The organism is Pseudomonas sp. B21-032 (assembly GCF_024748965.1).
Classification (GTDB): Bacteria; Pseudomonadota; Gammaproteobacteria; order Pseudomonadales; family Pseudomonadaceae; genus Aquipseudomonas.
Map to the genome: position 1 here is coordinate 4,028,456 of NZ_CP087180.1, position 23,136 is coordinate 4,051,591.

At 62.1% G+C, this 23,136-nt stretch carries 21 protein-coding genes and 3 pseudogenes; 11 read left to right on the forward strand and 13 right to left on the reverse strand.

The genetic code is table 11. The features are described 5' to 3' along the window. Positions 1–88 precede the first annotated feature (88 nt). Both LOY54_RS27675 and LOY54_RS27680 read left to right on the forward strand, forming a co-directional pair. Positions 89–1,072, forward strand: a pseudogene (locus LOY54_RS27675) (cache domain-containing protein); the annotation flags it as partial. Positions 1,073–1,234: 162 nt separating this feature from the next. After that, positions 1,235–1,975, forward strand: coding sequence for a methyl-accepting chemotaxis protein (locus LOY54_RS27680; protein ID WP_408980598.1), 741 nt, complete (start codon positions 1,235–1,237; stop codon positions 1,973–1,975). Between the two features lie 54 nt (positions 1,976–2,029). On the opposite strand, the gene LOY54_RS18520 is transcribed toward LOY54_RS27680, so the two are convergent. The 3 genes from LOY54_RS18520 to LOY54_RS18530 form a co-directional block, all read right to left on the reverse strand. Then, positions 2,030–3,094 carry a hypothetical protein gene (locus LOY54_RS18520; RefSeq protein ID WP_258594237.1) on the reverse strand — a complete coding sequence of 355 codons (1,065 nt, stop codon included), beginning with the start codon at positions 3,092–3,094 and terminating at the stop codon, positions 2,030–2,032. A gap of 71 nt (positions 3,095–3,165) precedes the next feature. After that, on the reverse strand, positions 3,166–3,543 hold the full coding sequence (locus tag LOY54_RS18525) for a RidA family protein (RefSeq protein WP_093380936.1): 378 nt from the start codon (positions 3,541–3,543) through the stop codon (positions 3,166–3,168). 19 nt (positions 3,544–3,562) lie between these two features. Further along, positions 3,563–4,693 (reverse strand): FAD-binding oxidoreductase, encoded by a 1,131-nt coding sequence (locus LOY54_RS18530; protein ID WP_258610733.1) that lies wholly within the window; start codon positions 4,691–4,693, stop codon positions 3,563–3,565. Between the two features lie 121 nt (positions 4,694–4,814). Here LOY54_RS18530 and LOY54_RS18535 point away from each other — a divergent pair, with 121 nt between their 5' ends. Both LOY54_RS18535 and LOY54_RS18540 read left to right on the forward strand, forming a co-directional pair. After that, positions 4,815–5,438 (forward strand): helix-turn-helix domain-containing protein, encoded by a 624-nt coding sequence (locus LOY54_RS18535; protein ID WP_045194826.1) that lies wholly within the window; start codon positions 4,815–4,817, stop codon positions 5,436–5,438. Between the two features lie 491 nt (positions 5,439–5,929). Then, positions 5,930–6,715, forward strand: a complete 786-nt coding sequence (locus tag LOY54_RS18540) for a sulfite exporter TauE/SafE family protein (protein ID WP_045194827.1) — start codon at positions 5,930–5,932, stop codon at positions 6,713–6,715. 74 nt (positions 6,716–6,789) lie between these two features. Here the strand turns inward: LOY54_RS18540 and LOY54_RS18545 are convergent, their stop codons facing one another. Then, the gene (locus LOY54_RS18545) at positions 6,790–7,830 is read right to left on the reverse strand and encodes a DUF1176 domain-containing protein (protein ID WP_258607534.1); all 1,041 of its coding nucleotides are present in this window, start codon (positions 7,828–7,830) and stop codon (positions 6,790–6,792) included. 170 nt (positions 7,831–8,000) lie between these two features. Here LOY54_RS18545 and LOY54_RS18550 point away from each other — a divergent pair, with 170 nt between their 5' ends. From LOY54_RS18550 to arsH, 3 genes are read left to right on the forward strand one after another with little or no spacing between them, the layout of a single operon-like run. Further along, a complete protein-coding gene (locus tag LOY54_RS18550) occupies positions 8,001–8,345 on the forward strand; it encodes a metalloregulator ArsR/SmtB family transcription factor (RefSeq protein ID WP_045194829.1) in 345 nt (114 codons plus the stop codon). Positions 8,346–8,357: 12 nt separating this feature from the next. Next, positions 8,358–8,828: an arsenate reductase ArsC gene (locus LOY54_RS18555; protein WP_258607537.1), complete on the forward strand. Its 471-nt coding sequence runs from the start codon at positions 8,358–8,360 to the stop codon at positions 8,826–8,828. A 12-nt stretch (positions 8,829–8,840) separates the two neighbouring features. Beyond that, positions 8,841–9,533 carry an arsenical resistance protein ArsH gene (arsH, locus tag LOY54_RS18560; RefSeq protein WP_258607538.1) on the forward strand — a complete coding sequence of 231 codons (693 nt, stop codon included), beginning with the start codon at positions 8,841–8,843 and terminating at the stop codon, positions 9,531–9,533. On the opposite strand, the gene LOY54_RS18565 is transcribed toward arsH, so the two are convergent. The 6 genes and pseudogenes from LOY54_RS18565 to LOY54_RS18585 all read right to left on the reverse strand — a co-directional run bounded on the left by LOY54_RS18565 (position 9,504) and on the right by LOY54_RS18585 (position 15,718). Continuing rightward, complete coding sequence (locus LOY54_RS18565) at positions 9,504–10,139, reverse strand: hypothetical protein (protein ID WP_258607540.1); 636 nt, start codon at positions 10,137–10,139, stop codon at positions 9,504–9,506. The two genes, arsH and LOY54_RS18565, sit on opposite strands and share 30 nt — an antisense overlap. A 77-nt stretch (positions 10,140–10,216) precedes the next feature. Beyond that, on the reverse strand, positions 10,217–11,974 hold the full coding sequence (locus LOY54_RS18570) for a bifunctional diguanylate cyclase/phosphodiesterase (RefSeq protein ID WP_258607541.1): 1,758 nt from the start codon (positions 11,972–11,974) through the stop codon (positions 10,217–10,219). 9 nt (positions 11,975–11,983) lie between these two features. After that, positions 11,984–12,931: pseudogene (locus LOY54_RS27685) on the reverse strand (methyl-accepting chemotaxis protein); the annotation flags it as partial. Between the two features lie 357 nt (positions 12,932–13,288). Then, a pseudogene (locus LOY54_RS27690) lies at positions 13,289–13,549 on the reverse strand (PAS domain S-box protein); the annotation flags it as partial. Between the two features lie 118 nt (positions 13,550–13,667). Next, entirely contained in the window at positions 13,668–14,624 is a 957-nt protein-coding gene (locus LOY54_RS18580; protein WP_258607542.1) for a LysR family transcriptional regulator, read from the reverse strand. A 431-nt stretch (positions 14,625–15,055) separates the two neighbouring features. Further along, positions 15,056–15,718, reverse strand: coding sequence for a hypothetical protein (locus tag LOY54_RS18585; RefSeq protein WP_258607543.1), 663 nt, complete (start codon positions 15,716–15,718; stop codon positions 15,056–15,058). A 269-nt stretch (positions 15,719–15,987) separates the two neighbouring features. On the opposite strand from LOY54_RS18585, the gene LOY54_RS18590 reads away from it, so the two are divergent. Then, positions 15,988–16,434, forward strand: coding sequence for an acetyltransferase (locus LOY54_RS18590; protein ID WP_258607544.1), 447 nt, complete (start codon positions 15,988–15,990; stop codon positions 16,432–16,434). Positions 16,435–16,465: 31 nt separating this feature from the next. Here the strand turns inward: LOY54_RS18590 and LOY54_RS18595 are convergent, their stop codons facing one another. Further along, entirely contained in the window at positions 16,466–16,927 is a 462-nt protein-coding gene (locus LOY54_RS18595) for a hypothetical protein (RefSeq protein ID WP_258594250.1), read from the reverse strand. Positions 16,928–17,162: 235 nt separating this feature from the next. Between LOY54_RS18595 and dusA the strand changes: the two genes are divergently transcribed. The 3 genes from dusA (at position 17,163) to LOY54_RS18610 (ending at position 21,297) form a co-directional block, all read left to right on the forward strand. After that, positions 17,163–18,173, forward strand: a complete 1,011-nt coding sequence (gene dusA / locus LOY54_RS18600) for a tRNA dihydrouridine(20/20a) synthase DusA (protein WP_195884676.1) — start codon at positions 17,163–17,165, stop codon at positions 18,171–18,173. A gap of 125 nt (positions 18,174–18,298) precedes the next feature. After that, entirely contained in the window at positions 18,299–19,225 is a 927-nt protein-coding gene (gene tal, locus LOY54_RS18605) for a transaldolase (RefSeq protein WP_258607545.1), read from the forward strand. 176 nt (positions 19,226–19,401) lie between these two features. Beyond that, positions 19,402–21,297: an alkaline phosphatase D family protein gene (locus LOY54_RS18610; RefSeq protein ID WP_258607546.1), complete on the forward strand. Its 1,896-nt coding sequence runs from the start codon at positions 19,402–19,404 to the stop codon at positions 21,295–21,297. Between the two features lie 40 nt (positions 21,298–21,337). Here the strand turns inward: LOY54_RS18610 and rssC are convergent, their stop codons facing one another. Next, positions 21,338–21,820 (reverse strand): anti-sigma factor antagonist RssC, encoded by a 483-nt coding sequence (gene rssC / locus LOY54_RS18615; RefSeq protein ID WP_038994382.1) that lies wholly within the window; start codon positions 21,818–21,820, stop codon positions 21,338–21,340. Beyond that, positions 21,817–23,001 (reverse strand): two-component system response regulator RssB, encoded by a 1,185-nt coding sequence (rssB, locus tag LOY54_RS18620; protein ID WP_045194857.1) that lies wholly within the window; start codon positions 22,999–23,001, stop codon positions 21,817–21,819. The genes rssC and rssB overlap by 4 nt, the downstream gene beginning before the upstream one ends. Positions 23,002–23,136 lie beyond the last annotated feature (135 nt).

The following is a 23,136-nucleotide window of genomic DNA, read 5'->3' on the forward strand; positions in this document are numbered from 1 at the left end:
TTTGCGGCCGATACCCGTCTGGATAGGTACGAGCACACGCCAAAAGCGCCGCTCGGCACTCCTCTTTACTGGCACAAGGTCTCGGAACATGAACCTGAAATTTCGCCACAAGATCCTGCTGTGCGCCTGCGGCGTCGTGGTTCTGGCATTTGCACTGTTCACCCTTTACAACGATTACCTGCAACGCAACACCATCAAACAGAACATCGACTCGTCGGTCAAACAGGCCGGGGCACTGGCTGCCAGCAGTGTGCAGAACTGGATGAGCGGGCGCATTCTGGTCCTGGAAAACCTCGCCCAGGACGTCGCCCAGCAAGGCGCCAACGCCGACCTGCCGGGCCTGGTCGACCAGCCTTCGTACACCAACAACTTCCAGTTCACCTACGTGGGCCAGGCCAACGGCGTGTTCACCCAGCGCCCGGACGCGAAGATGCCTGACGGCTACGACCCGCGCCAGCGCCCGTGGTACACCGCGGCCGTCGCTGCCAACCAGACCATGCTGACCCCGCCATACATGGCTGCGGTCGGCGGCCTGGTGGTCACCATCGGCATGCCGGTGAAAAGCAAAACCAGCGGCGAGCTGCTCGGCGTGGTCGGTGGCGACCTGAGCCTGGCGACCCTGGTGGACATCATCAACGCCGTGGACTTCGGCGGTATCGGCCATGCATTTCTGGTCGACCGTAACGGCCAGGTGATCGTCAGCCCGGACAAAGACCAGGTGATGAAGAACCTCAAGGACATTTACCCGGGCAGCAACCTGCACATCGCCCCGGGCACCCACGAGGTCACCCTGAACAAACAGGAGCGGATCATCTCCTTCGCCCCGGTCAGCGGCCTGCCGACGGCTGACTGGTACATCGGCCTGTCGATCGATCGCGACAAAGCCTACGCCGGCCTGAGCCAGTTCCGTACCTCGGCCATTATCGCCATGCTCATTGCCGTGGCCGCCATCGCCGGCCTGCTGAGCCTGCTGATCCCGGTGCTGATGCGTCCGCTGACCACCATGGGCCGCGCCATGCAGGACATCGCCCAGGGCGAAGGCGACCTGACCCGCCGCCTGGTCGTCGAGAACAAGGACGAGTTCGGTGAACTGGCCGGTGCCTTCAACCAGTTCGTCGAGCGTATCCATGCCTCGATTGCCGAAGTGTCCTCGGCCACTCGCCAGGTCCACGACCTGTCCGAGCGCGTGATGAGCGCCTCCAACGCCTCGATCATCGGCTCCGAAGAGCAAAGCATGCGCACCAACAGCGTGGCCGCGGCGATCAACGAGCTGGGCGCAGCCACCCAGGAAATCGCCCGCAACGCCGCCGATGCCTCGCAACACGCCAGCGGCGCCAGCGAGCAGGCCAACGACGGTCGTCAGGTGGTGCAGGAAACCATTTCGGCGATGACCTCGCTGTCGCAGAAGATCAGCGAATCGTGCGAGCAGATCGAAACCCTCAACGCCAGCACCGACGACATCGGCCAGATCCTCGACGTGATCAAGGGCATCTCCCAGCAGACCAACCTGCTGGCGCTCAACGCCGCCATCGAAGCGGCCCGTGCCGGTGAAGCCGGGCGTGGTTTTGCCGTGGTGGCCGACGAGGTCCGCAACCTGGCCCACCGCACCCAGGAGTCGGCCGAAGAGATCCACAAGATGATCACCACCCTGCAGGTCGGTTCGCGCGAGGCGGTGCACAACATGAACGCCAGCCAGGTCTCCAGCGAAGAAAGCGTGATGGTTGCCAACCAGGCCGGCGAGCGCCTGAGCAGCGTGACCCAGCGCATCGGCGAGATCGACGGCATGAACCAGTCGGTGGCCGCCGCGACCGAAGAGCAGACCGCCGTGGTAGAAAGCCTGAACCTGGATATCACCCAGATCAACGTGCTCAACCAGCAAGGCGTGGCCAACCTCAATGACACCCTGCGTCATTGCGATGCCCTGGCCCAGCAGGCCGGGCGCCTCAAGCAACTGGTCGACAGCTTCAAGATCTGACCGCTGTGAAAAACAAAAGGGGCCGCTTGCGGCCCCTTTTTTCATCCTCTCGCGCTACACCGCAAGTACCTGCTTGGCCCGCCCCAGGCGCAGCCAGCCGATCAAAACCGCCAGCATCAGCACAAAACCCAGGTAACCGAAGAACGGATAGACCTGGCCGACCAGGCTGATAAAGCCGATCAGGCTGCAGACAAACGCCGCCACCCCCGCCGCCACCGAACCCAGGCGAAAACTGCGGGTGCCGGCCGGCAACAGCCGCGCCAGAAACGAATACAGCGTGCCCACGGCGGTGTTGACGATCATGCCGAAGATGATCACGCACATGATCACGCCCAGTGCCGGGGAGATTTCGCTGGCAATCGACAGCATCGGCATCGGCAGCTCGGCCACGCTGTCCAGGCGCGACAACAGCCCGGCGCTCATCACCAGCATCAGCCCGCCCAACGCCGCGCCGCCAAGAATCCCGCCCCAGATCGCGGTTTTCTCCAGGCGTGCGGAGCCACCGAGAATCGCCAGGATCGGCGCTCCGGCAACGATGTTGTACGACACATACAGGAACGCTCCGAGCAGCCAATGGCGGGTGCCCGCCTCTTGCTGGCTGGCCACCTGGTCAAGCTGGGCAAAGCTCAGCTCGCGGGTAAATACCGCGTACAAGGCAATCGCCGTGGCGACCAGGATCAGGAACGGCGTCACCGCACCGATCAGCAGTATCACCTTCTGCACATCCAGGCACACCACCGCCACCACCAGAACGGTCACCAGCACACTGCCGGCCAGCGCCGGAATGCCAAACTGCTGCTCGAGCAAGGCCCCACCGCCGGCAAGCATCACCACAGTGACGGCGAACATGAAAAAGGTGATCAGCAAATCGACGAACAAGCCCAGGTAACGCCCGCAGATGGCGTACACCACGTCCTTGTGCGAGGCCGCCTGCAAGCGATTGCCGAGCCTTGCCAGGGCCATGCCGAGAAAGGTGAACAACGCCGCACTGACCAGCGCCCCAAGCAGGCCCCAGAGGCCGAAGTCGACAAAGAACAGCAACAGCTCCCGCCCCGAGGCGAACCCTGCGCCGACGATCACGCCGATAAAGGCGCCTGCAATTTTCAGCTGCTCTTTCATTTTCAGCCCTCTGGTATCGATGGCCCTGCGGGGCCTTTGTTGTTGTTTTTACCCAGTGTTGCCGTGCTGACTCAGTCGTTGCCGAGCCAGGCCTGCACTTCGATCTCGACATCCACGCCCAGGGCCAGGCCGGCGCTGACAGTGGAACGCACCGGGTAGCCGCTGGCGAAGAAGCTTTTGTAGACCTCGTTGAAGCCGGCGAAATGAGCCATGTCGGACAGCCACACGGTGGCCTTCACCACCTGGTCGAAACCGACGCCGCACTCGGCCAGGGTTTCACCGATACGCTCAAGCGCCGCCCGGGTCTGGACCTGAATGTCGCCGCGCACCACTTCGCCGTCGGCGTGCAGGGGGATCTGCCCGGAAAGAAACAGAAAACCGCCAACCTTGACCGCTTTGGAAAACGGATATGGCAGGTGGCTGGGGATACGCTCGATAGTCGAACTCATGGGAAATCTCCTTCGGGAATTAACGAAAACGCGCCGGGGACAAGCGTTGCGGCTCGACCCCTTCGGCGCTCAGGGTTGCCGGTAACGGTTGCTCAAGCAACAGCGCACAGGCCAGTTGCGAAGCGCCAGCAGCGGACTGGATACCATAACCGCCTTGCGCCGCCAGCCAGAAAAACGCCGGGTTGTGCGGATCGCGGCCAATCACCAGGTCGCCATCGGCAACGAACGATCGCAGCCCGGCCCAGCTATGACTGGGGCGGCGAATCGCCAGGGTGGTGATGGCCTCGATGTTGTAGATACCGATGGCGACGTCGAGCTCTTCGGGCATCACGTCCTGGGGCTCGACCGGGTCGGCGTTGGCCGGTGAGCCGAGCAACTGCCCGGCATCGGGTTTGAAATAAAAGCTCTCATCGACGCCGATCACTGCCGGCCAGCGGCTGAAGGCCTGGTCTGGCGGGCCGTCGAAGGTAAAGGCAGAGCGCCGGCACGGCTGCAGGCCGACCGGCTGTACGCCGCAGACCGCCGCGATGTGATCGGCCCAGGCGCCAGCGGCATTGACCAACTGGCGCGCCTGAATGCAACTGCCATCGGCCATCACGAGCTGCCAGTAACCTTCGTGGTAACTGCCCTCGACCACCTCGGCATTGCAGCGCAAGTGCCCGCCGGCCTGGCGGTAACCGCGCAAGAAGCCCTGGTGCAGCGCGTGTACATCCAGGTCCATGGCGCCGGGTTCGAGCACCGCGCCGGCCACTACCTCGGCGCGCAGGCTCGGCACCAGTGCCAACGCCCCGTCGCGGTCGAGCAAGGTGACTTCGGTACCGTTGGCCTGGCTCTGTGCATAGGTGCTGTCGAGCAGCGCCTGTTGCTCCAGGGTCGCCACATACAGACAACCCCGCGGTTCGAGCAGTGCATGCTCGCAGAAGCCCGGCGGCGGCGACTCATAAAAGGCCCGGCTGGCGCGGGTCAGCGCCTGGATCTGCGGGGTGCCATAGGCCTCCATGAACATCGCCGCCGAACGCCCGGTGGAGTGGTAGCCGGCCTGGGCTTCGCGTTCAAGCATCAGCACTTGGCGCCCTGGCGCCAGCCGATAGCCCAATGAAGCACCGGCAATACCGGCGCCGATGATCACGATGTCGAAGGTCTGTGTCATAGCCATGCAATCACCTGCGAGATGAAATTATCATTTGTGAGAATTCTAATATCTGAGAATTTCGGATTATGCAAGCGCTCACGGTAAGATGCGCATCCGTTTTGCCTGACCGAGATGCTTGATGAGTGCCGACCGCTCCCCTGCCGACACCCGCCCTGGCGCGCTGCCGCTGATTGACCGCGCCGAAGTTGGCGCGCGCCTGCGCAGCGTGCGCAAGGCCCAGCAACTGACGCTCAAGCAACTCTCGGCGCTGTCCGGGGTACCGGTCTCGACCCTGTCGAAAATGGAACTGGCGCAGGTCTCGGTGAGCTACGAAAAACTCGCGGCGGCGGCGCGGGCGTTGCAGGTGGATATCGCCCAGCTGTTTCGCGCTTCAGGCGTAAGCGATGTGCCAGTGCCGACCACCGTCGTGGTCAACTCCCTGCCCAGCGCCCCCGGCTACAGCACCGGCACCTACGACTACCACCCGATTGCCGGCGAATTCCCGCAGCGCCTGATGACCCCGATGTACGCCCGGATCATCGCTCGCGAGCGGCAACAGTTCGACGAATTCATCCGCCACCCCGGGCAGGAATTTGCCCTGGTGCTGAGCGGGCGTGTGCGCATCGTATTCGAGACCGGTGAGGCGGTGAGTATCGGCCCGCAGGAGACGGCCTACTTCAACAGCAATGTCGGGCATATCTATCTGTCGGAGACCGAAGATGGTGGGGATGCGCATGTGATGGTGGTGATGACGGATCGGTAACAGCGTTGTCTGTAACACCGCATCGCGGGTCAAGTCGAGACGTCGCACAGCAAGAGCGAAGCGAATTGTGCTGTTGATCTTGATCTGCTCTTGATCTACCCAGCCCCGTTAACCAGAAGGGCCGAGTGCAGGTGTTGCGAAGGGGCGAGTGCGCAGCACCTTCGGCGTTAGCCGAAGTTGCGAAACGTAGAGTTGCTTGCAACTCGTAGTTCGCAATGCCCCGTAGCGACACCGAAGCGAGGGAACCCGAAGCGCAGCGTAGGGCCCACTGGTGGGGCGAGAATTTTTGCTTACTTTTTTTTCGACTGAAAAAAGTAAGCCGCCGTAAGGGCGGAAAGGTGACTAAGCCACACCCTGGCAAATGGATGGTGCAAACCCTCCCGAAGCTCGACCCAGTTATAACCTAATAACGAACAAGTCTATTTGGCTATAAAAAAACCTTTATGCTGGCTGCCATCCGATCACGGGCACGTTGGGCGTTTAGGTTACTTATGGATGTAGGTTCTTTCGGTTTCACCATTGCAGGCCTGGTAGTTGGATTCATCGTCGGCATGACCGGCGTCGGCGGCGGCTCGCTGATGACCCCGATCCTGCTGTGGTTCGGCATCAACCCCGCCACCGCCGTAGGTACCGACCTGCTCTACGCCGCCATCACCAAAGCTAGCGGCGTCTGGGTCCACGGCAAAAACAACAATATCGACTGGAAAATCACCGGCTGGCTGACCCTCGGCAGCGTCCCGGCCGCCGCCCTGACCCTGTGGTTCCTCGCCAGCCTCGATGCCGACACCCAGGCCGCCAACGCCATTATCAAGCAAGGCCTGGCCGTGGTCCTGGTGCTCACCGCCCTGGCCATCCTGTTCAAAAGCAAACTCCAGGCCTTCGCCAGCAAACACGCCGGCGACCGCTACCACCTGAGCGGCACCAGCCTCAACCTGCTGACCGTAGTCACCGGCGTGGTGCTCGGCGTCATGGTCTCGCTGACCTCGATCGGTGCCGGCGCCCTGGGCACCGTGGCGCTGTTTCTGCTCTATCCGTACCTGGTCACCCGCCGCCTGGTCGGCACCGAAATCGCCCACGCCGTGCCCCTGACCCTGGTCGCAGGTCTCGGCCATGCGAGCATGGGCAACATGGACTGGTCGCTGCTCGGCTACCTGCTGCTCGGCTCGCTGCCGGGCATCTACATGGGCAGCCACCTGACCGGGCGAATTTCCGACAGCATCCTGCGCCCGTGCCTGGCGGGCATGCTGCTGATGATTGGCTACAAGCTGGCGTTCTGATCAAGGCTATCAGGCAACACCAATCCCTGTGGAAGCCGGCCTTGCCGGCGATGGGCTACGCAGCAGCCCCAGGGTCAATCCTGCGTACGCCACAGCACCGGCCACTTGTCTGGCCAGTTCCCAGTGCAACTGCCCATGCGTGACAGCGAGCGCGGTCGCATGCGCTCCCCGTCAAAACGCCAGCTCTGTTCCATGCCGCAATCGCCAATGCCCCGCGCCAGGATGAAACTGCTGAGCACCCCGGAGTCCGGGTCATAGCCCACCGAACCGCCAAAGTCGCCCCACTGCTCCTGCGCCGCAATCTTCTCCAGTTGCAGCGCCTTCGCCTGCTCGGGATGCGCCCGCGAAGTGGTGTAGAGCGCGTACTCGCAGTTGTAGGCACCGCAGCCGAAACGAAAGCTCACCAGCGCCGTGTCCTTGCTCAAGGCATAGGCCTGGGCACTGTCCGGGGTCCAGTCCGCGTCGGGATCGCGCCAGTCGTTTGCGGTGGCAGTCATGACCACCTCGCTGATGCGCCTGGCCTCTGCTTCACCCATCGGCGCGGGGCGTACGAATGGCGCCAGCTTGGGCAGTACTGGCGCAGAAGGCACGGCGCTATCCGGCGCATCCCCTGTGCGCACCAAGGCGCTGCGATGCCCTGCCCGCCCCTGTACCGAATCGATCAGCAACAACGAAGCCGTCAGGCCGTTCAGAGAGCTGCCAAGCTCACCATCATTGCTCTGCGAGGTCAGGCGCGCGCCGTTGCGCATGGCCTTGAGCAGGGCCATGGCCTGCTCGCCGCTGGCGTGCCAGAACACCACGCCGTCCTCCTGAGCCTCGCTCACCGGCAGTGCCAGCGGCTGGCCATCGAGCTGCAACGGCGCCTCCAGCGAGCTGTTGCTGAAGATCGTCACCTGCAGTTGGCCATCGAGGCCGGCCCCGCGCAGCACCTGGATACCCAGCGGCATGTCCGCCCGGGTATCGGCCGCCAACGCCGTGCACTGGCGGGTATTGTCACAGCCCACCACCCAGTCCTTGAGGGGCTGGTACAGCGGTACCGGTTCTGCCGCCGCAGCGTGGGCAGCACCGGGCAAGGCCAGCAAGGTGAAAAAAGCGGCGTGCAACGGTGCGCTCATGATGAATTCCGTTTCAGGTAAACGGCGCATTCTAACGCTGGGCATCCTGAAAGTACTGCTCCAGGGTAATGATGCTGAGTTCACCAGCGGCTGGCTGATTAGACAACCGGCTTGCCAAAAACATATGGAAATCCGTATATTCGAATTTCCATATGTAAAAGGCCGATTCGATGCTCAGCCCCACCGCCCTGTTCAAATGCCTCGCCGATGAAACCCGTGCCCGCGCCACGCTGCTAATCGCCCGCGAAGGTGAGCTGTGCGTCTGCGAGCTGATGTGCGCGCTCGACCACAGCCAGCCAAAGATCTCCCGCCACCTGGCGCAACTGCGCAGCTGCGGCCTGTTGCTCGACCGCCGCCAGGGCCAGTGGGTGTACTACCGGCTTAACCCGCAACTGCCGGCCTGGGTCAACCAGGTATTGCAGTTGACCCTTGAAGCCAACGGCCAGTGGCTCAGCGCCGACAGCACCCGCCTCGATGGCATGGGTGATCGCCCTGCCCGCGCAACCTGCTGCTGAGGAGTCCGCCCCATGCGAATCCTGTTCATGTGCACCGCCAACAGCTGCCGCAGCATTCTGTGCGAAGCGCTGTTCAACCACCTGGCCCCGGCCGGCTTCGAAGCGCTCAGTGCCGGCAGCTTCCCCAAGGGCCAGGTGCATCCTCGCAGCCTGTCGACCTTGCAACGCGCCGGCATCGATATCAGCGGCCTGACCAGCAAAGGCAACGACACCTTCGTCGACAACCCACCGGACATCGTCATCACTGTCTGCGACAACGCCGCTGGCGAAGCCTGCCCGCTGTACTTCGGACCGGCACTGAAGAGCCACTGGGGGCTGGCGGACCCGTCCGAAATCCACGGCACCGAGACCCAGCTCGATGCCGCCTTCGACGCCACCCTGGCGCGTATCGCGCTGCGCTGCACAACCTTCCTCGCCCTGCCCTTCGAGCGCCTGAGCCGCGATCAGCTGCAGGCTGAAATTGACCGCATCGGCACCCTGTGAAAGGACTCTCCCATGAACGATCAACTGCCCAATCTCGACCTCGACCTGATCCCTGCCAACGCCGCCCATGACGGGCACAAGCCGCGCATCCTGCTGCTTTACGGCTCGACCCGCGAACGCTCGTTCAGCCGCCTGCTGACTGAGGAAGCTGCGCGCCTGCTGGAGCACTTGGGCGCCGAAACCCGGATTTTCAACCCCAGCGGCCTGCCCCTGCCCGACGACGCGCCCGAGGACCATCCCAAGGTGGTCGAACTGCGCGACCTCATGCAATGGTCCGAAGGCCAGGTGTGGTGCTCGCCCGAGCGCCACGGCGCCATGTCGGCGGTGTTCAAGGCGCAGATCGACTGGGTGCCGCTGGCCATGGGCGCGGTGCGTCCGACCCAGGGTAAAACCCTGGCAGTGATGCAGGTGTGTGGTGGTTCGCAATCATTCAACGTGGTCAACCAGCTGCGGGTACTGGGGCGCTGGATGCGTATGTTCACCATCCCCAACCAGTCCTCGGTGGCCAAGGCCTGGCTGGAATTCGACGGTAACGACCGGATGAAACCTTCGGCCTACTACGACCGCGTGGTCGACGTCATGGAAGAGCTGGTCAAGTTCACCCTGCTGCTGCGCGGGCGCAGCGAGCATTTGGTCGATCGCTACTCCGAGCGCAAGGAGTCGGCCGAGGCTTTGTCACAGCGGGTCGGCCAGCGTTCGATCTGAGCGCCTGACGATAGCCAGCGAATAATCGCACCGGCTGTCGTCATCCAGGCTTACCAGTTCCATGGCCAGTGCGAAGCGCTCGGTAATCCCCAGCTCATCCCCCAGCCCACGGAAAAACTCGCGCAGTACCGGCCACTGCAGCACGTCTTCGAAGCCCAGTTCACGGGCGATGCGGTGGTAGCGATCAGCGCCGGTGATGCGTATAAACACCTGCTCGGCGCCGAATTCGAGGATGTGCAGGCGGTATTCCGGACTGGAGGTAAAGATCGCCGCCACCACCAACCGGCCCAACCCACGGGCGTCGCGCTCAAGCAGCACCTTACTGGCCATATGCCGCGCCGCCATGCGCCGGCCCAGGCGATAGAACATGCGCTCGGACAGGCGATTGATGTGCTCGCGGCCGAACATTTCCCCTGCCTGCTCGAGCATCAGGCCGTAAAAAGCTGCGGTAATGTTCGACAGCGACTGGGCCATGCCGACCACGCTGTCGGGGAAAAACGCATGGACCAGCGCCTGCCAGTCCATATCCTCGGGGTAGCGGTCGTGCTCGCGCAGGGCGGCGGCTTGCAGGAAGGTCTCGGGAAGTCCTTTTCCGGGTGAATTCATTGCCACTGATCTCCATGAAATGGCCCCATGCATCCATTGCACAGGCGACCGATGAGTGTAGGCAAGCCTTGCTGGCGCTACCTCACCAACCGACGTCCGGCATGCTCACGGCCCATGATGAACTGCAGCAACCTATCCATCGGCAATGGCCGGCAGAACCAGAAGCCCTGACCCAGGCTACAGCCCTGGGCCTTGAGGTAATCGAGCTGCTCGCGGGTTTCGATGCCCTCGGCCACCACCTGGATATCCAGGCTCTCGGCCAGCATCAGGTAGCCATTGACGATAGCCTGGTCGATCGGGTTGCTCTGCACCTCGCTGATGAACACCCGGTCGATTTTGAGCTTCTCGAACGGCAAGGCGCGCAAGGTGCTAGGCGATGAGTAGCCGGTACCGAAATCATCGATCGACACCTGCACGCCCATGCCTTGCAAGCGCAAAACGTTCTGCCGGGCCTGCTCGATATCCTTGAGCGCGGCGGTTTCGGTCACTTCGATTTCCAGGCGGTTGGCCGCCAGGCCGCTGCGCTCGAGAACCGCCGCCAACTTGCTGACAAAATCGCACTGCATGAACGAGTAGCCGCTCATGTTCACCGCCACCGGCACATCCAGCAGGCCGGCTTCGATCAGCGCCCGGTTGTCGGCGCAGGCACGGGTCACCACCCAGACATTGAGCGCCGACATCAGCCCGTTCTGCTCAGCCAGGGGGATGAACACCTCCGGCGATACCGGGCCGTTGGCGCCGTCGTTCCAGCGCAGCAGGGCCTCAAGGCCGGTGATCCGTTGCGGGTCGGCCAGCTCGAACTGCGGCTGGTAATGCAGCTGCAATTGCTCGGTTTCGATCGCCTGGCGCAAGCGCTCCAGGCGCTGCTGCTCGCGCTGTTGGGTGATGCGCATGGCCGGGTTGAAACAGGCGATGCGATTGCCGCCGGCCTTCTTCGCCTGGTACATGGCAAAGTCGGCATCGATGATCAGTTGATCCGGCGCCGGCGCTTGCCCTTCCCGGCAATTGGCGCAGGTACTGACGCCAAGGCTTGCGCGCACAGCCAAGGCCATGCCGTCGATCCGCAGCGGCGCCTGCAGGCACTCGAACAGCCGTGTGGCCAGGCCCATGCCACCCTGTTCGGCAAACGGCTGACGCATCACCACCACGAACTCATCGCCGCCAACCCGGGCCAGCAACCCCGCACCGGTCAGGCACTGGCGAAAGCGCTCGGCGACGCCAACCAGCACCCGGTCACCGACGTAATGACCATGGTTGTCGTTGATGATTTTCAAGCCATCGAGGTCGATGAACACCAGCACCAGTTGCTGCACCTGCGCTTGCGCCAGGGCGATCTCCTGCTGCAGGCGCGTATGCAGGGCGCTGCGGTTCATGCAGTGGGTCAGGGTGTCATGGCTGGCCAGGTGGTTGATGCGCCGGTGCATCTGCAACTGTTCACTGATGTCATAGCACACCCCGATCAGCAGTTGCCGGCCACCCAGCAACAGCTCGCCGACACTTACGTGCAAATCGAACAAGGAGCCGTCCTTGCGCTTGCCGAGCAGCTCGCGTACCAGGCCGTTGAGCTTGCGCCCGCCGCCCGCACGGTAGGACGCCAGGCACTGATCATGGTGCTCGGCGTAGGCCCTGGGCATCAGCCGGGAAATATTCGCACCGGCAAGTTCGGCGAAGCTGTAGCCGAACAGCTTCTGCGCCGCGGCATTGATCGCCTGCACCCGCCCCCATTCATCGGTGATGACAATCGCATCGGCGGCGGCCTCGAAAATCGCGTAGGGAATGCTGGTCAGCTCGCGCTCGGCGTGGGCCGCGAGCTTGTCGAAATCCTCTCGGGTCATGATCGCGGCCTAGCGGTTGAAGCGGTCCACCAGCGCATACATTTCATGCGCCGTGTGTTCAAGCTCACGGCCGATGCTGGCGGAACTGGCGGCTATGTCGACGTTCTGCTCGGACACCTGGGCGATGGTGGTAATCTGCCGGCTGATGTCTTCGGCGACATGGGCCTGCTGCTCGGAGGCGGCGGCCATCTGTTCGGTCATCTGGTGGATATGCTCGACCGCCACGCCGATGCCTTCCAGGGCGTTCTGGGTGGCGATCACCTGATCGACACCGGCATGGGCCTCGTCACTGCCCTGGCGGGCGATATCCACCGCCTGGTTGGCGGCGCTGTGCAGCGACTGGATGATGGTCTGAATGGTTTCGGTCGACTCCTGGGTCTTGAACGCCAGCGCCCGCACCTCATCGGCGACCACGGCAAAACCACGACCCTGCTCGCCGGCCCGGGCCGCTTCAATGGCGGCGTTGAGCGCCAGCAGGTTGGTCTGGTCGGCGATCTGGCGGATCATGTTCGAGGCGATCTGGATCGACTGGGTCTCGTCGGCAAAATTTTCCACCGACTGGCTGATCTGGTTCACCGTGTCCTGCAGTTTCTCGATCACTAGGCGAGTCTTGCCGGCTTCTTCGGAGCCGACCCGGGTCAGCTGGTTGACGTCGTCGGCCTCACGGGCGGTGTCGTGGATGTGGGTCGAAACCTCGGAGATCGACGCCGCCATCTGGGTCATGGCGGTAGCGGCCATGTCGGTCTCGTCACGCTGGCGCTGCAACGACGACTCGGAGGCCTGAGCCAGCTTGCCGCTTTCGCCGGCCATGGTTTCGGTCTTCTGCGCGTAGTCGCCGGAACGGCTGAGGGCGGTGCGCACCTTGGCCTGTTCGCTGATCAGCGACATCATCAACTGCGCCACGGCGCCGTGCTCGTCGGTGTAGGTGCGGGCAATCAGTTCGCTGTCGAAACTGTCGGCGGTGGCACGCCGGGCCAGGGCGAACTTGCGCTGCAGGTTCCAGTGCGCAGCCACCTGCATGCCGACAAAACCACAGGCCAGCACGGCCAGCGCCGCCCAGCTATCGAGGTACCACACGGCGGCAAGGCAAGGCACGCCAAGCGCCACCGGCGCCAGCGCCTGCTCTTTCACAGCCTTGGCCAGGTGCTTGAAGCTCCAGCTCTTTTTGCCCGTACGGATGCGCTGGTAAAGCGCGGCGGCACGCTCGATATCGGCACGCTGCGGCTTGACCCGCACCGACTCGTAGCCGACGACCGTCGCCCCCTCGAGGATCGGCGTGACATAGGCGCTGACCCAGTAATGATCGCCATTGCGGCAGCGGTTCTTGACGATGCCCATCCAGCTCTTGCCGGCCTTGAGGTACGACCACATGTGGGCGAACACCGCTTCGGGCATGTCCGGGTGGCGGACGATATTGTGCGGGCTGCCGATCAGCTCTTCACGGCTGAAGCCGCTGATGGCCACCAGCTCGTCGTTGCAGTAGGTCAGGTTGCCGTGCAGGTCGGTGGCAGAAATCAGCCGCTGTTGGTTCTGGAAGATGACTTCCTGCTGGGTGACCGGCAGATTGCTTCTCATGCGCTGGGTATCCGTTATTACGAGATCAATCGGGTGTAATTACCCGCATTGTAGGTGTGGCAATTGGCCATACCTCATGAATAGAGCGGCTGTAGCTATAGCGATATGGAATACCTGGTTAATTTTGCTCGCCGGGCTGGTTGGCCAGGGTCAGGCATTCACGGAACAGCCGGCTGGCCGGGTCGAGGCTGCGATTGGCCGAGTAGAAGCAGCCGATGCTGCCAAAGCTCAGCGGCTTGCCAAGGTCGAAGGCCTTGAGCTTGCCGCCCTGGGCCAGTTGCTGGGTGGTTTGCAGGGGGAAGAAGCCGACGGTCTGTTGGTCCTGCATCAATTCGTAGTTGGTCAGGGCCGCGATCGACTCGATGACGTTGGCCGGCGGGCCCAGGTCCAGTTCCTCGAACAGGCGGTCGACGGTACGCCGCAACAGACCGCTGCGCGGCGGCAGAATCCACGGGAACGGATGCAGATCGGCCAGGCTCAGCGGCCCGCCGCTGGCGTGCAGCGGGTGCTCGGCACCGGCGACGATGCACAATCCCTCTTCGCACAGCACATCGACTTTGAGCCGCGGCTCGTGCTCGTGCCAGCGCCAGTCATCGGGAATGCGCCCGACGACAATATCCAGCTCACCGGCCAACAGGCTTGAGAACAGCTGGTCCATATGCCCGACCCGCACCGTCACCAGCACCCCTGGCGCGCTCTCCTTGAGCAGGCGCAGGGTATGCGGCAACAGCAAGGCCGATGACGAGGTCAGCGAGCCGACCATGACCTGGCCGGTGGTGCCGCTGTGGTAGGCATTGACCTCATCGGTAAGGCTGCGCAGTTCGGTGAGCATGGCATGGGCGCGGCGCACCACCACCCCGCCCAGCTCGGTGGCACGCACCCCGCGGTTGCCGCGCACCAGCAAGGCGGCGCCGAGGAAGGCTTCCATTTCGTGGATGATCTTGGTCACGGCCGGCTGGGTCAGGTTCAACGCCTGGGCCGCGCCCACCAGCGAGCCGCTACGCAGGACCTGGTCGAAGACCACCAATTGATAGAGTTTGAGTTTGCGCGCAACAGAGACAACGGTCGACTTCATGGGTAACACCGGATGATGATCGAGCGCCGTAAAAACAGCACTCAACCTAACGGGCGATTCCTTATTGTTTTATAAACTTTCACACCAGAACTTCGCAGCGTGGCGGGGAGAGTTGTTCATTCCTTTAAATTCAATATAGAGCCCGCAGGCGAGCAAAAAACTGATGCAGATCATCAATTTAGGCGAGAAAAACAGGTAGGGAGAGAGGGTGCGGCGGGGGTTATTTTCCGAGCATAACATACTTTCAGACATCGGCAAGGCAGCGGCTTCCTTGCTATTCCAAACAGCCTATAAAGCAGGCAGTCAAAGTTGAAATAAAAATAACGAACACAACTATAACAACTTGGAATACCTGGAAGATTTATTATTTCTGCTTGCCCGACAGACATGAAAAACCCCGCTCGGGGCGGGGTTTGCTCTGGCGGTGACGGTCAGAAGGATTCGACCGGCTTCTGCGCCGCAGCTTCGGCTTTTTTCATCTCCAGGTTAGGAAAGGAGAAGCGGATGTACAGCGCCGAGTCAGCCCCCTCACCGGTCAGCATCAGCTCGGCGCAGCGGATGTTATCTGCAGAGCTATTTAGCAAGGTGGGGACACTGGAGTATTTCTTCGAGGTATCGGCCCCCTCAAGGAAGGTGTAAGTGAAATCCCCCGCCGCGACGCCCACTTCTTCATAGCGGGTATACCGGGTCAAGTAGTCGTCGCGATTGCGCGCACTGCTCGCCAGCTCGATCAAGTCCAATTGCGTGTTGGCGTCCGACATCGAACTCAACATGAACGTCTTGTTCAGTGCTGTCATGGCGTTGTTGTAAATCTCCTGATCGAAGTCACTGATCAGCGAAACCGTGTTCAGTTTGCCGCCTGCAAACACCAGGGCCAGGGTAAATTTGTGGCCGATAAAGTCCACATCATCCTTGCACATGGCGGGAGCGAGAAGATCTTCCGAGCAGTCGTAATAGCCCTTGGCTTCGGTATAGGCTGACCGTGGCGAGTCAAAGGCAAAATCCTTGAACAGCTTTTCTTCGGCCATTGCCGACGAGCTGGCTCCGAGGGTCACGGCCAAGGCCAATCCGAGAGAACCCATTTTTTTCGACATCAGACATTCCCTTGCAGGTGAGCAAAATCTTCGTTAATGGCTCAATGCTATCGCATCCTGAGCACTGATGTCCCAGCGTTGCTCCTTGACGCCTCGCAAGCGTCCAGTTTTCTTGACACATCGAAAGAGACTCAGTAATTTTTCCGCCCCTCCTTTTCGGCTACCTCTGCCGTGCACTGCCCAGGCGTTAACTCGCGAAGCGGTCATACAGATGCCGACACTTCCCTGGCGTACCTCTACTCCGATATCAAGTGCACAAGGATGATTCCATGATCATTCGTCAGGCAAACGCTGCCGACTACCCGCAACTGCTCGACCTCTGGCTGCGCTCCGTGCGCGCCACCCACCACTTCCTGCAAGCATCCGACATAGACGCGCTGCTGCCGCAACTGCGCGACGTCTACCTACCCGCGGTTGAGTTATGGGTTGCAGTAGACACTGAAGACCGCCCGCTGGGCTTTATCGGGCTCAACGAAACCCACGTTGAGATGCTCTTCATTGATCCCGACCTGCGCGGGCAAGGCATTGGCCGAGCGCTAGTGGATTACGCGCGCAATTCGCGGGATACCTTGAGCGTTGACGTAAACGAGCAAAACCCCCAGGCGGTGGGCTTTTATCTGCATTACGGCTTTGTACAGACTGGCCGTTCCCCGCTGGATGGCGAAGGCCGGCCGTTCCCGTTGTTGCACATGAGTTTGCCGGCTGCAACGGCCTGAAACGGTTCTGGGTTGCCAAGCAGGAATTGGGTCAGTGCGCCAGTGACGGTTGGGTAGCGACCGAGACGGTGAAGATCAAGACAAACAGCACAACGAGTACCCAGAACACCACCACGATTGTCAGCATGACAACCTTCAGGCTTTGATAAAGCCAGCGCAACCAATGACCTTCGGGTCTTGCTGCTGAGCGGGTTCTGAGTACGCCCTTCAAATAGAAACCGAGCAGGGCCAACAGTGCGCCATCAATCAACAGCGCGGGCAGCCCGGCTACGGGAAAAATGCTTTCCCACCGATAGAATGGCGAGCGGCTCAGGAACAGCACATAACAGGTGAGGCTGCCGTAGGGGATGGCTCGCCACCCTTTACCGGCCAGCGCCCCGACCATCAGGCACATAACCACCATGAACGGGTTGAGGAGAATATCGATCATCCATTCCAGTACGTTGGGGAAGTAGCCCGGGGAATGGATGCTGCGCCAGATGTGTTCGAACAATGTTCAGGCTCCTGCCTTTTATGGACTTTCCGCAGCACGGTATCGGCGCATTGTCGGGTTACATGAGCCCTGTTCAGGGGCTGTACGAAACGCCTCTCGTAGTAGACTGGTTACGAGCGAACGCTCGGTACTCTTGGTAGACTAGAGCACCTTTGTTTTTGATTAGCGCCGGCATGCTTTAGCAAACCACGCAAAGCAAAAACACCCCTGAATGGCTGCAAATGCGTCGTAGAACATGCCTCTAGAATCCGCCTCAACCCCAGTAAACCCGCGTCCTGAACCCTCCCGCCGGTTCAGCGTTGCGCCTATGATGGACTGGACCGACCGCCACTGCCGGTTCTTCCTGCGCCTGCTGTCCAGCAACGCCCTGCTCTACACCGAAATGGTCACCACCGGCGCCTTGCTGCACGGTGACGCCGAGCGTTTCCTGCGTCATAGCGAGGCCGAGCATCCGCTGGCGCTGCAGTTGGGCGGCAGTGTGCCGGCTGATCTGGCCGCCTGCGCCAAGCTGGCCGAGGCCGCAGGCTATGACGAGGTCAACCTCAACGTTGGCTGCCCAAGCGATCGGGTGCAGAACAATATGATCGGCGCCTGCCTGATGGGCCATCCGGCGCTGGTCGGCGATTGCGTGAAGGCGATGCAGGATGCGGTGCAGATTCCGGTGACGGTCAAGCACCGCATCGGTATCAATGGCCGCGACAGTTATGCCGAGCTGTGCGATTTCGTCGGTCAGGTGCGCGATGCCGGTTGCCGCAGCTTTACCGTGCATGCGCGTATTGCGATTCTTGAAGGCTTGTCACCGAAGGAGAACCGTGAGATTCCGCCGCTGCGGTATGACGTCGCCGCGCAGTTGAAGGCCGACTTCCCGGACCTTGAGCTGGTGCTCAACGGCGGGATCAAGACCCTGGCGGAATGCCAGGAGCACTTGAAGGTTTTCGACGGGGTGATGCTCGGGCGCGAGGCTTATCACAATCCGTATCTGTTGGCCGAAGTTGACCAGCAGTTGTTCGGCAGCAGCGCGCCGGTGATCAGCCGCAGCGAAGCGCTGGCCAAATTGCGCCCTTATATTGCTGCGCACCTGGCCTGCGGCGGCGCTATGCATCACATCACCCGGCATATTCTCGGCCTTGGCCAGGGCTTCCCGGGGGCGCGCAAGTTTCGCCAGTTGCTGTCGGTGGATATCCACAAGAGCAAGGACCCACTGGCCCTGCTCGACCAGGCCGGCGAGCTGCTGCAGGGGCGTTAACCCCGGAACCTGTGCGCGCTTTGGCACTCGAAGGCTTATCCCCTTCGCCCCGCCTGCCAGCCAGCCCTTGAGCGGCTGGCAGCGCTCGGGTAATGTCGATCCATTGCACAGGACAGAGCACGCCCATGACTTCCAAGCTGGAACAACTCAAGCAGTTCACCACTGTGGTTGCCGACACCGGTGATATTGATGCCATCAGCCGCTTGAAACCGGTCGATGCCACCACCAACCCTTCGCTGCTGCTCAAGGCCGCGGCCATGCCTGGCTATGCCGAGCTGCTCCAGCAATCGGTCGCGCACAGCAAGGGCGATGTCGGCCTCGCCTGTGACGCCTTTGCCGTGGCGGTTGGCGCCGGCATTCTCAAGGTGATTCCGGGGCGTATCTCCACTGAGGTCGACGCCCGCCTGTCCTTCGACCAACCGGCGCTGCTGGCCAAGGCCCGGCAGTTGATCGAGCTGTACGACCAGGCCGGTATCGGCCGTGACCGGGTGCTGATCAAACTGGCCTCGACCTGGGAAGGCATCCGCGCCGCCGAGGTTCTGGAAAAGGAAGGCATCCAGACCAACCTGACCCTGCTGTTCTCCTTCGCCCAGGCCCAGGCTTGCGCCGACGCCGGGGTGTTCTTGATTTCGCCGTTCGTGGGGCGCATCTACGACTGGTACAAGAAGTCCACCGGCAAGGAGTATGTCGGCGCCGAAGACCCGGGCGTGCAGTCGGTGACGCGCATCTACGATTACTACAAGACCAATGACTACAAGACCGTGGTCATGGGCGCGAGCTTTCGCAATATCGGCCAGATCGAGCAACTGGCCGGCTGTGACCGCCTGACCATCAGCCCCGAGCTGCTGCAGCAGTTGAGCGATGATCAGGGCGAGCTGCCGCGCATCCTCAAGCCTGGCAAAACCGGCGAGGCGCGCCAGCAGTTGACGGAGAGCCAGTTCCGCTGGGCGTCGAACGAAGATGCCATGGCCACCGAGAAACTGGCCGAGGGGATTCGCCAGTTTGCCCGGGATCAGGAGAAGCTTGAGGCGTTGTTGTTGGCAAAGGCCTGATACAAATCTGGGTTTGCCAGTGAGGGGTGCAGCGTAGAGCATCTTATCGGCCTTCAGGGCCTCATCGCGGGTCAAGTCGAGTCGTCGCACCGCCGCTCCCACCCATCAAGTGGGAGCGGCGGTGCGACGACTCGACTTGACCCGCGATGCTTTCGACTTTGCTTTCAGAGATGTTGATGTCTGAATCTTCCGAATTACCCGCAGTACTGGCCGGGCCTTTACTGCGCCGCCTCGAACCCACCCGGATAGTGTTCTGGCTGGTAGCCTCCACGCCACTGCAGGCCGAGTTGCACCTGAGCTGCGCAGGCATTACTGCCGACATCCACTGCGCGGTTGTGCCGATCGGCCGCCACGCCTTTGTCCACCTGCTCGACATCCGCCTCGACCGCCCGCTGCCGTGCGATGAGCAGATCGACTACGACCTGATCTTCAATAACCGGGGCATCGCCGACTACGCGCCACACCTGCTCTACCCGGGCGCGCAACGGCCGAATTTCGTCCTGCGCTCGCACCTTGAGCACCTGCTCCACGGCTCCTGCCGCAAACCCCACCACCCGGCGGCCGACGGCCTGCTGTGCGCCGACCGCCTGTTGCTGGAACAGCCCGCGCCATTGCAGCGCCCGGCCCTGCTGATGATGAGCGGTGACCAGGTGTATGCCGACGATGTCGCCGGGCCCATGCTGCGCGCCATACATGCGCTGATCGAGCGCCTGGGGCTGTTTGGCGAGCACCTGCAAGGCGCGGTGGTCGATGACAGCGCCGCGCTCTACCAGCACCCGGCCAGCTATTACCACCGCGCCGACCTGCTGCCGGCGCTCGAGAGCAACGAAACCCTGCGCGAGCGCTTTTTCGGTGGCACACGCAAGCCGATCTTCACCAGCAGCAACGCCGACAACCACCTGGTGACCTTCGCCGAAGTCATGGCCATGTACCTGCTGGTCTGGTCCCCGCTGCCCTGGGGCCTGATCGACGTGCAGATGCCGCCCGGCCTCAATGCCGAGCGCCAGGCCCGCTACCGCCAGGAACAGCAACTGATCGACGGCTTTGCCAGCGGCCTGGGCGGGGTGGCGCGGGTATTGGCGCATTTGCCGAGCCTGATGATTTTCGATGACCACGACATCACCGATGACTGGAACCTGTCGGCGCAATGGGAAGAAACCGCCTACGGCCACCCGTTCTCCAAGCGCATCATCGGCAACGCCCTGCTCGGCTATATGCTGTGCCAGGGCTGGGGCAACAACCCGGATGCCTTTACCGGACTACTGGAGCATTGCCAGGCCTTCAGCCACAGTGCCGACGCCGATGACTACCTCGACACGCCGCTGCAGGATGCGCTGATCAACGAAGTACTGCGCTTTCAGGGCTGGCAGTTCGTCCTGCCCAGCAGCCCGGCGCTGCTGGTGCTCGATACCCGCACCCGGCGCTGGCGCAGTGAAAGCAACTTCAACAAACCCTCGGGCCTGCTCGACTGGGAAGCCTTAAGCGAGCTGCAGCAGGCGCTGCTCGACCATCCTTCGGCGATCATCGTCTCGCCGGCGCCGATCTTCGGCGTCAAGCTGATCGAGAGCGTGCAGCGGGTATTCAGCTGGCTGGGTTATCCGCTATTGGTGGATGCCGAGAACTGGATGGCCCATCGCGGCGCGGCGCAAGTGATCCTGAACATCTTCCGCCACTCGCGCACACCGGGGCACTACGTGATTCTCTCCGGTGACGTGCACTACTCGTTCGTCTATGAGGTGCTGATCCGCCACCGCCAGCGCGCCCCGCACCTGTGGCAGATCACCAGCAGCGGCATCAAGAACCAGTTCCCCAAGCGCCTGCTGGACACCTTCGATCGCCTCAACCGCTGGCTGTACTCGCCGCGCTCACCGCTCAACTGGTTTACCAAGCGCCGGCAGATGCAGGTGATGCCGCGCACCCCCACGCACAGCAAGGCCGGCGAGCGGCTGTGGAACAGCGCGGGCCTGGGCCAGGTATTTTTCAATGAACAGGGGCAGCCGGCGCGGATTTTCCAGCTCAACGCCGATGGCAGCGCGGCGACCGAGTTTCCACCGCGCGAAGCTGACTGTTAAGTGATTTTTGACCGGCGCCAGAACGGCGCCCGGTCGACGATCAGGTGCGCTCGAGAGCGTTGACCAGGTCGTGGAAGGCTTCGCGGTTGGAATCGTTCAGACCCATGAGGATCTTGTGCGCCTCAAGCACCTTGGAGCGCACCACGTCTTCGTTCTGATCCTGCGACGGCAGGTCGGTCAGGCATTCCGGGCACGGGATCGGCCGGTCAACGATGTTGAACACCTGGTCGAAACCCATCGACTGCAGCAGGCGGGTGATGTCGGCGTGGGTGGTGACCACCGTTGGCAACAGCCCGACCTTTTGCCGCGACAGGATCGAGAGCTTGGCCAGCAAGCCCAGGGTGGTGCTGTCGATGCTGTGGGTTTCTGTCAGATCGATGACGATCGCCGAGAAATTCAGCGCCGTGAAGATCTTTTCAATCGTCGCATCCAGCGCCGAACACAAGGTCAGGCGCACTTCACCGACAAACTTCAGCACGAAGGTGCCATTCTGCTCGGCGAACTGGATTCTACCCGTACTCATTGAAGGTTCCTGCTCAACACCAATAGGGCGATATCATCCGGCATCTCCCCAAGCGTAGCTAATCCGAATCGTTGGCGCAGCCCATCCAGACTACCGCCTGCGGCCTTGATGATTTCAGGCAGGGCCGCCTCTTTATCTTTGAGTGTGTCACCGGGCAAAAGGTCCAGAATGCCATCAGACAGCAGGGTCAGGCTGAACTGCGGCGGCAACTCCAGGACGTGGTCCTGGTAGGTGGCCTCCTCGAACAAGCCGACCGGCAATCCGCGGCCCTCCAGATAACGGCTCTGGCCCGGGGTGTACAGCACTGGCAACGGCAGGTGACCACCGATGCTGTAGGTCATGATACCGGTGTCTTCGTCGATCACGCCGCCGACCATGGTCACATGCTTGCCCAGCTTGCAGTTGATCAGGCCGCGGTTGATGTGCCCGAGCACTTCCGACGGCTTGAAGTCACGCAAGTTGCCGCCGCGCTTGAATTCGAACAGCAGGCGCGTGGTCATGAACTTCAGCAGCACGGTGACGAAGGCCGAAGACGCGCCATGCCCGGAAACGTCTGCCAGGTAAAAGGCAATTCGCCGGTCATCGACACGGAAATAGTCGGCAAAGTCGCCCGACAGGTACAGCGACGGAATGATCTGGTGCTCGAACGACAGGTCGTCGGCCACCCAGGGGCTTTCCGGCAGCATGTTCATCTGCACCTGACGCCCGGCGGTCTGGTCTTCCTGCAGCAGGTGCAGGCTGGCCTCAAGCTCGCGGTTGGCGGTTTCGAGCTTTTCCCGGTAGCGCTGGTTTTCCAGCACCAGACGCGCGCGGTCCAGGGCCCGGCGTACCGAATGCTCGAGCACCGCGAGGTCTTCGAGGGGCTTGATCAGATAGTCGGCCGCGCCCAGGCGCAGGGCCTCGACGGCGTCGTTCATCACCCCGGCGCCCGATACCACGATCACCGGCAGTTCCGGCGCGCGCTCGGTTACCTGGCGAATCAGCTCCAGGCCGCCCATTTGCGGCATGCGCAGATCGCAGATCACCAGATCAGGATGTTCCTGTTCGAAGACCTGCAGGCCCTGCTGGCCATTGGCTGCCTGCAGGACGCTGAAACCGCTGTCTTCCAGGTAGGCGGCAAGACTCGCACGTACGACGTCGTCGTCATCGATTATCAGCAGCGTTGCACTGGTTTTCTGCATGTGGGCAAACGGCGCCAGGAATAGGTTGGGCGTAGGTGAGCATCGGCCCACGTACTGGATTCACTTCGAGCTACTCTTCTATGAGTTGTAGGACATCAAAACCTGTCCGGCAAATAGCAGAGGTGCCTTGTAAGG

What these genes read in the sequence shown, in the direction of transcription:
- LOY54_RS18535 (WP_045194826.1), top strand. Translation starts at nt 4,815, where the DNA reads ATGAGTGCCGACCGCTCCCCTGCCGACACCCGCCCTGGCGCGCTGCCG.
- LOY54_RS18545 (WP_258607534.1), bottom strand. Translation starts at nt 7,830, where the DNA reads ATGAGCGCACCGTTGCACGCCGCTTTTTTCACCTTGCTGGCCTTGCCC.
- LOY54_RS18525 (WP_093380936.1), bottom strand. Translation starts at nt 3,543, where the DNA reads ATGAGTTCGACTATCGAGCGTATCCCCAGCCACCTGCCATATCCGTTT.
- LOY54_RS18580 (WP_258607542.1), bottom strand. Translation starts at nt 14,624, where the DNA reads ATGAAGTCGACCGTTGTCTCTGTTGCGCGCAAACTCAAACTCTATCAA.
- dusA (WP_195884676.1), top strand. Translation starts at nt 17,163, where the DNA reads ATGCCTCTAGAATCCGCCTCAACCCCAGTAAACCCGCGTCCTGAACCC.
- LOY54_RS27680 (WP_408980598.1), top strand. Translation starts at nt 1,235, where the DNA reads ATGCGCACCAACAGCGTGGCCGCGGCGATCAACGAGCTGGGCGCAGCC.
- LOY54_RS18565 (WP_258607540.1), bottom strand. Translation starts at nt 10,139, where the DNA reads ATGAATTCACCCGGAAAAGGACTTCCCGAGACCTTCCTGCAAGCCGCC.
- LOY54_RS18540 (WP_045194827.1), top strand. Translation starts at nt 5,930, where the DNA reads ATGGATGTAGGTTCTTTCGGTTTCACCATTGCAGGCCTGGTAGTTGGA.
- rssC (WP_038994382.1), bottom strand. Translation starts at nt 21,820, where the DNA reads ATGAGTACGGGTAGAATCCAGTTCGCCGAGCAGAATGGCACCTTCGTG.
- arsH (WP_258607538.1), top strand. Translation starts at nt 8,841, where the DNA reads ATGAACGATCAACTGCCCAATCTCGACCTCGACCTGATCCCTGCCAAC.
- LOY54_RS18530 (WP_258610733.1), bottom strand. Translation starts at nt 4,693, where the DNA reads ATGACACAGACCTTCGACATCGTGATCATCGGCGCCGGTATTGCCGGT.
- LOY54_RS18585 (WP_258607543.1), bottom strand. Translation starts at nt 15,718, where the DNA reads ATGTCGAAAAAAATGGGTTCTCTCGGATTGGCCTTGGCCGTGACCCTC.
- tal (WP_258607545.1), top strand. Translation starts at nt 18,299, where the DNA reads ATGACTTCCAAGCTGGAACAACTCAAGCAGTTCACCACTGTGGTTGCC.
- LOY54_RS18520 (WP_258594237.1), bottom strand. Translation starts at nt 3,094, where the DNA reads ATGAAAGAGCAGCTGAAAATTGCAGGCGCCTTTATCGGCGTGATCGTC.
- LOY54_RS18555 (WP_258607537.1), top strand. Translation starts at nt 8,358, where the DNA reads ATGCGAATCCTGTTCATGTGCACCGCCAACAGCTGCCGCAGCATTCTG.
- LOY54_RS18590 (WP_258607544.1), top strand. Translation starts at nt 15,988, where the DNA reads ATGATCATTCGTCAGGCAAACGCTGCCGACTACCCGCAACTGCTCGAC.
- LOY54_RS18610 (WP_258607546.1), top strand. Translation starts at nt 19,402, where the DNA reads ATGTCTGAATCTTCCGAATTACCCGCAGTACTGGCCGGGCCTTTACTG.
- LOY54_RS18550 (WP_045194829.1), top strand. Translation starts at nt 8,001, where the DNA reads ATGCTCAGCCCCACCGCCCTGTTCAAATGCCTCGCCGATGAAACCCGT.
- LOY54_RS18570 (WP_258607541.1), bottom strand. Translation starts at nt 11,974, where the DNA reads ATGACCCGAGAGGATTTCGACAAGCTCGCGGCCCACGCCGAGCGCGAG.
- rssB (WP_045194857.1), bottom strand. Translation starts at nt 23,001, where the DNA reads ATGCAGAAAACCAGTGCAACGCTGCTGATAATCGATGACGACGACGTC.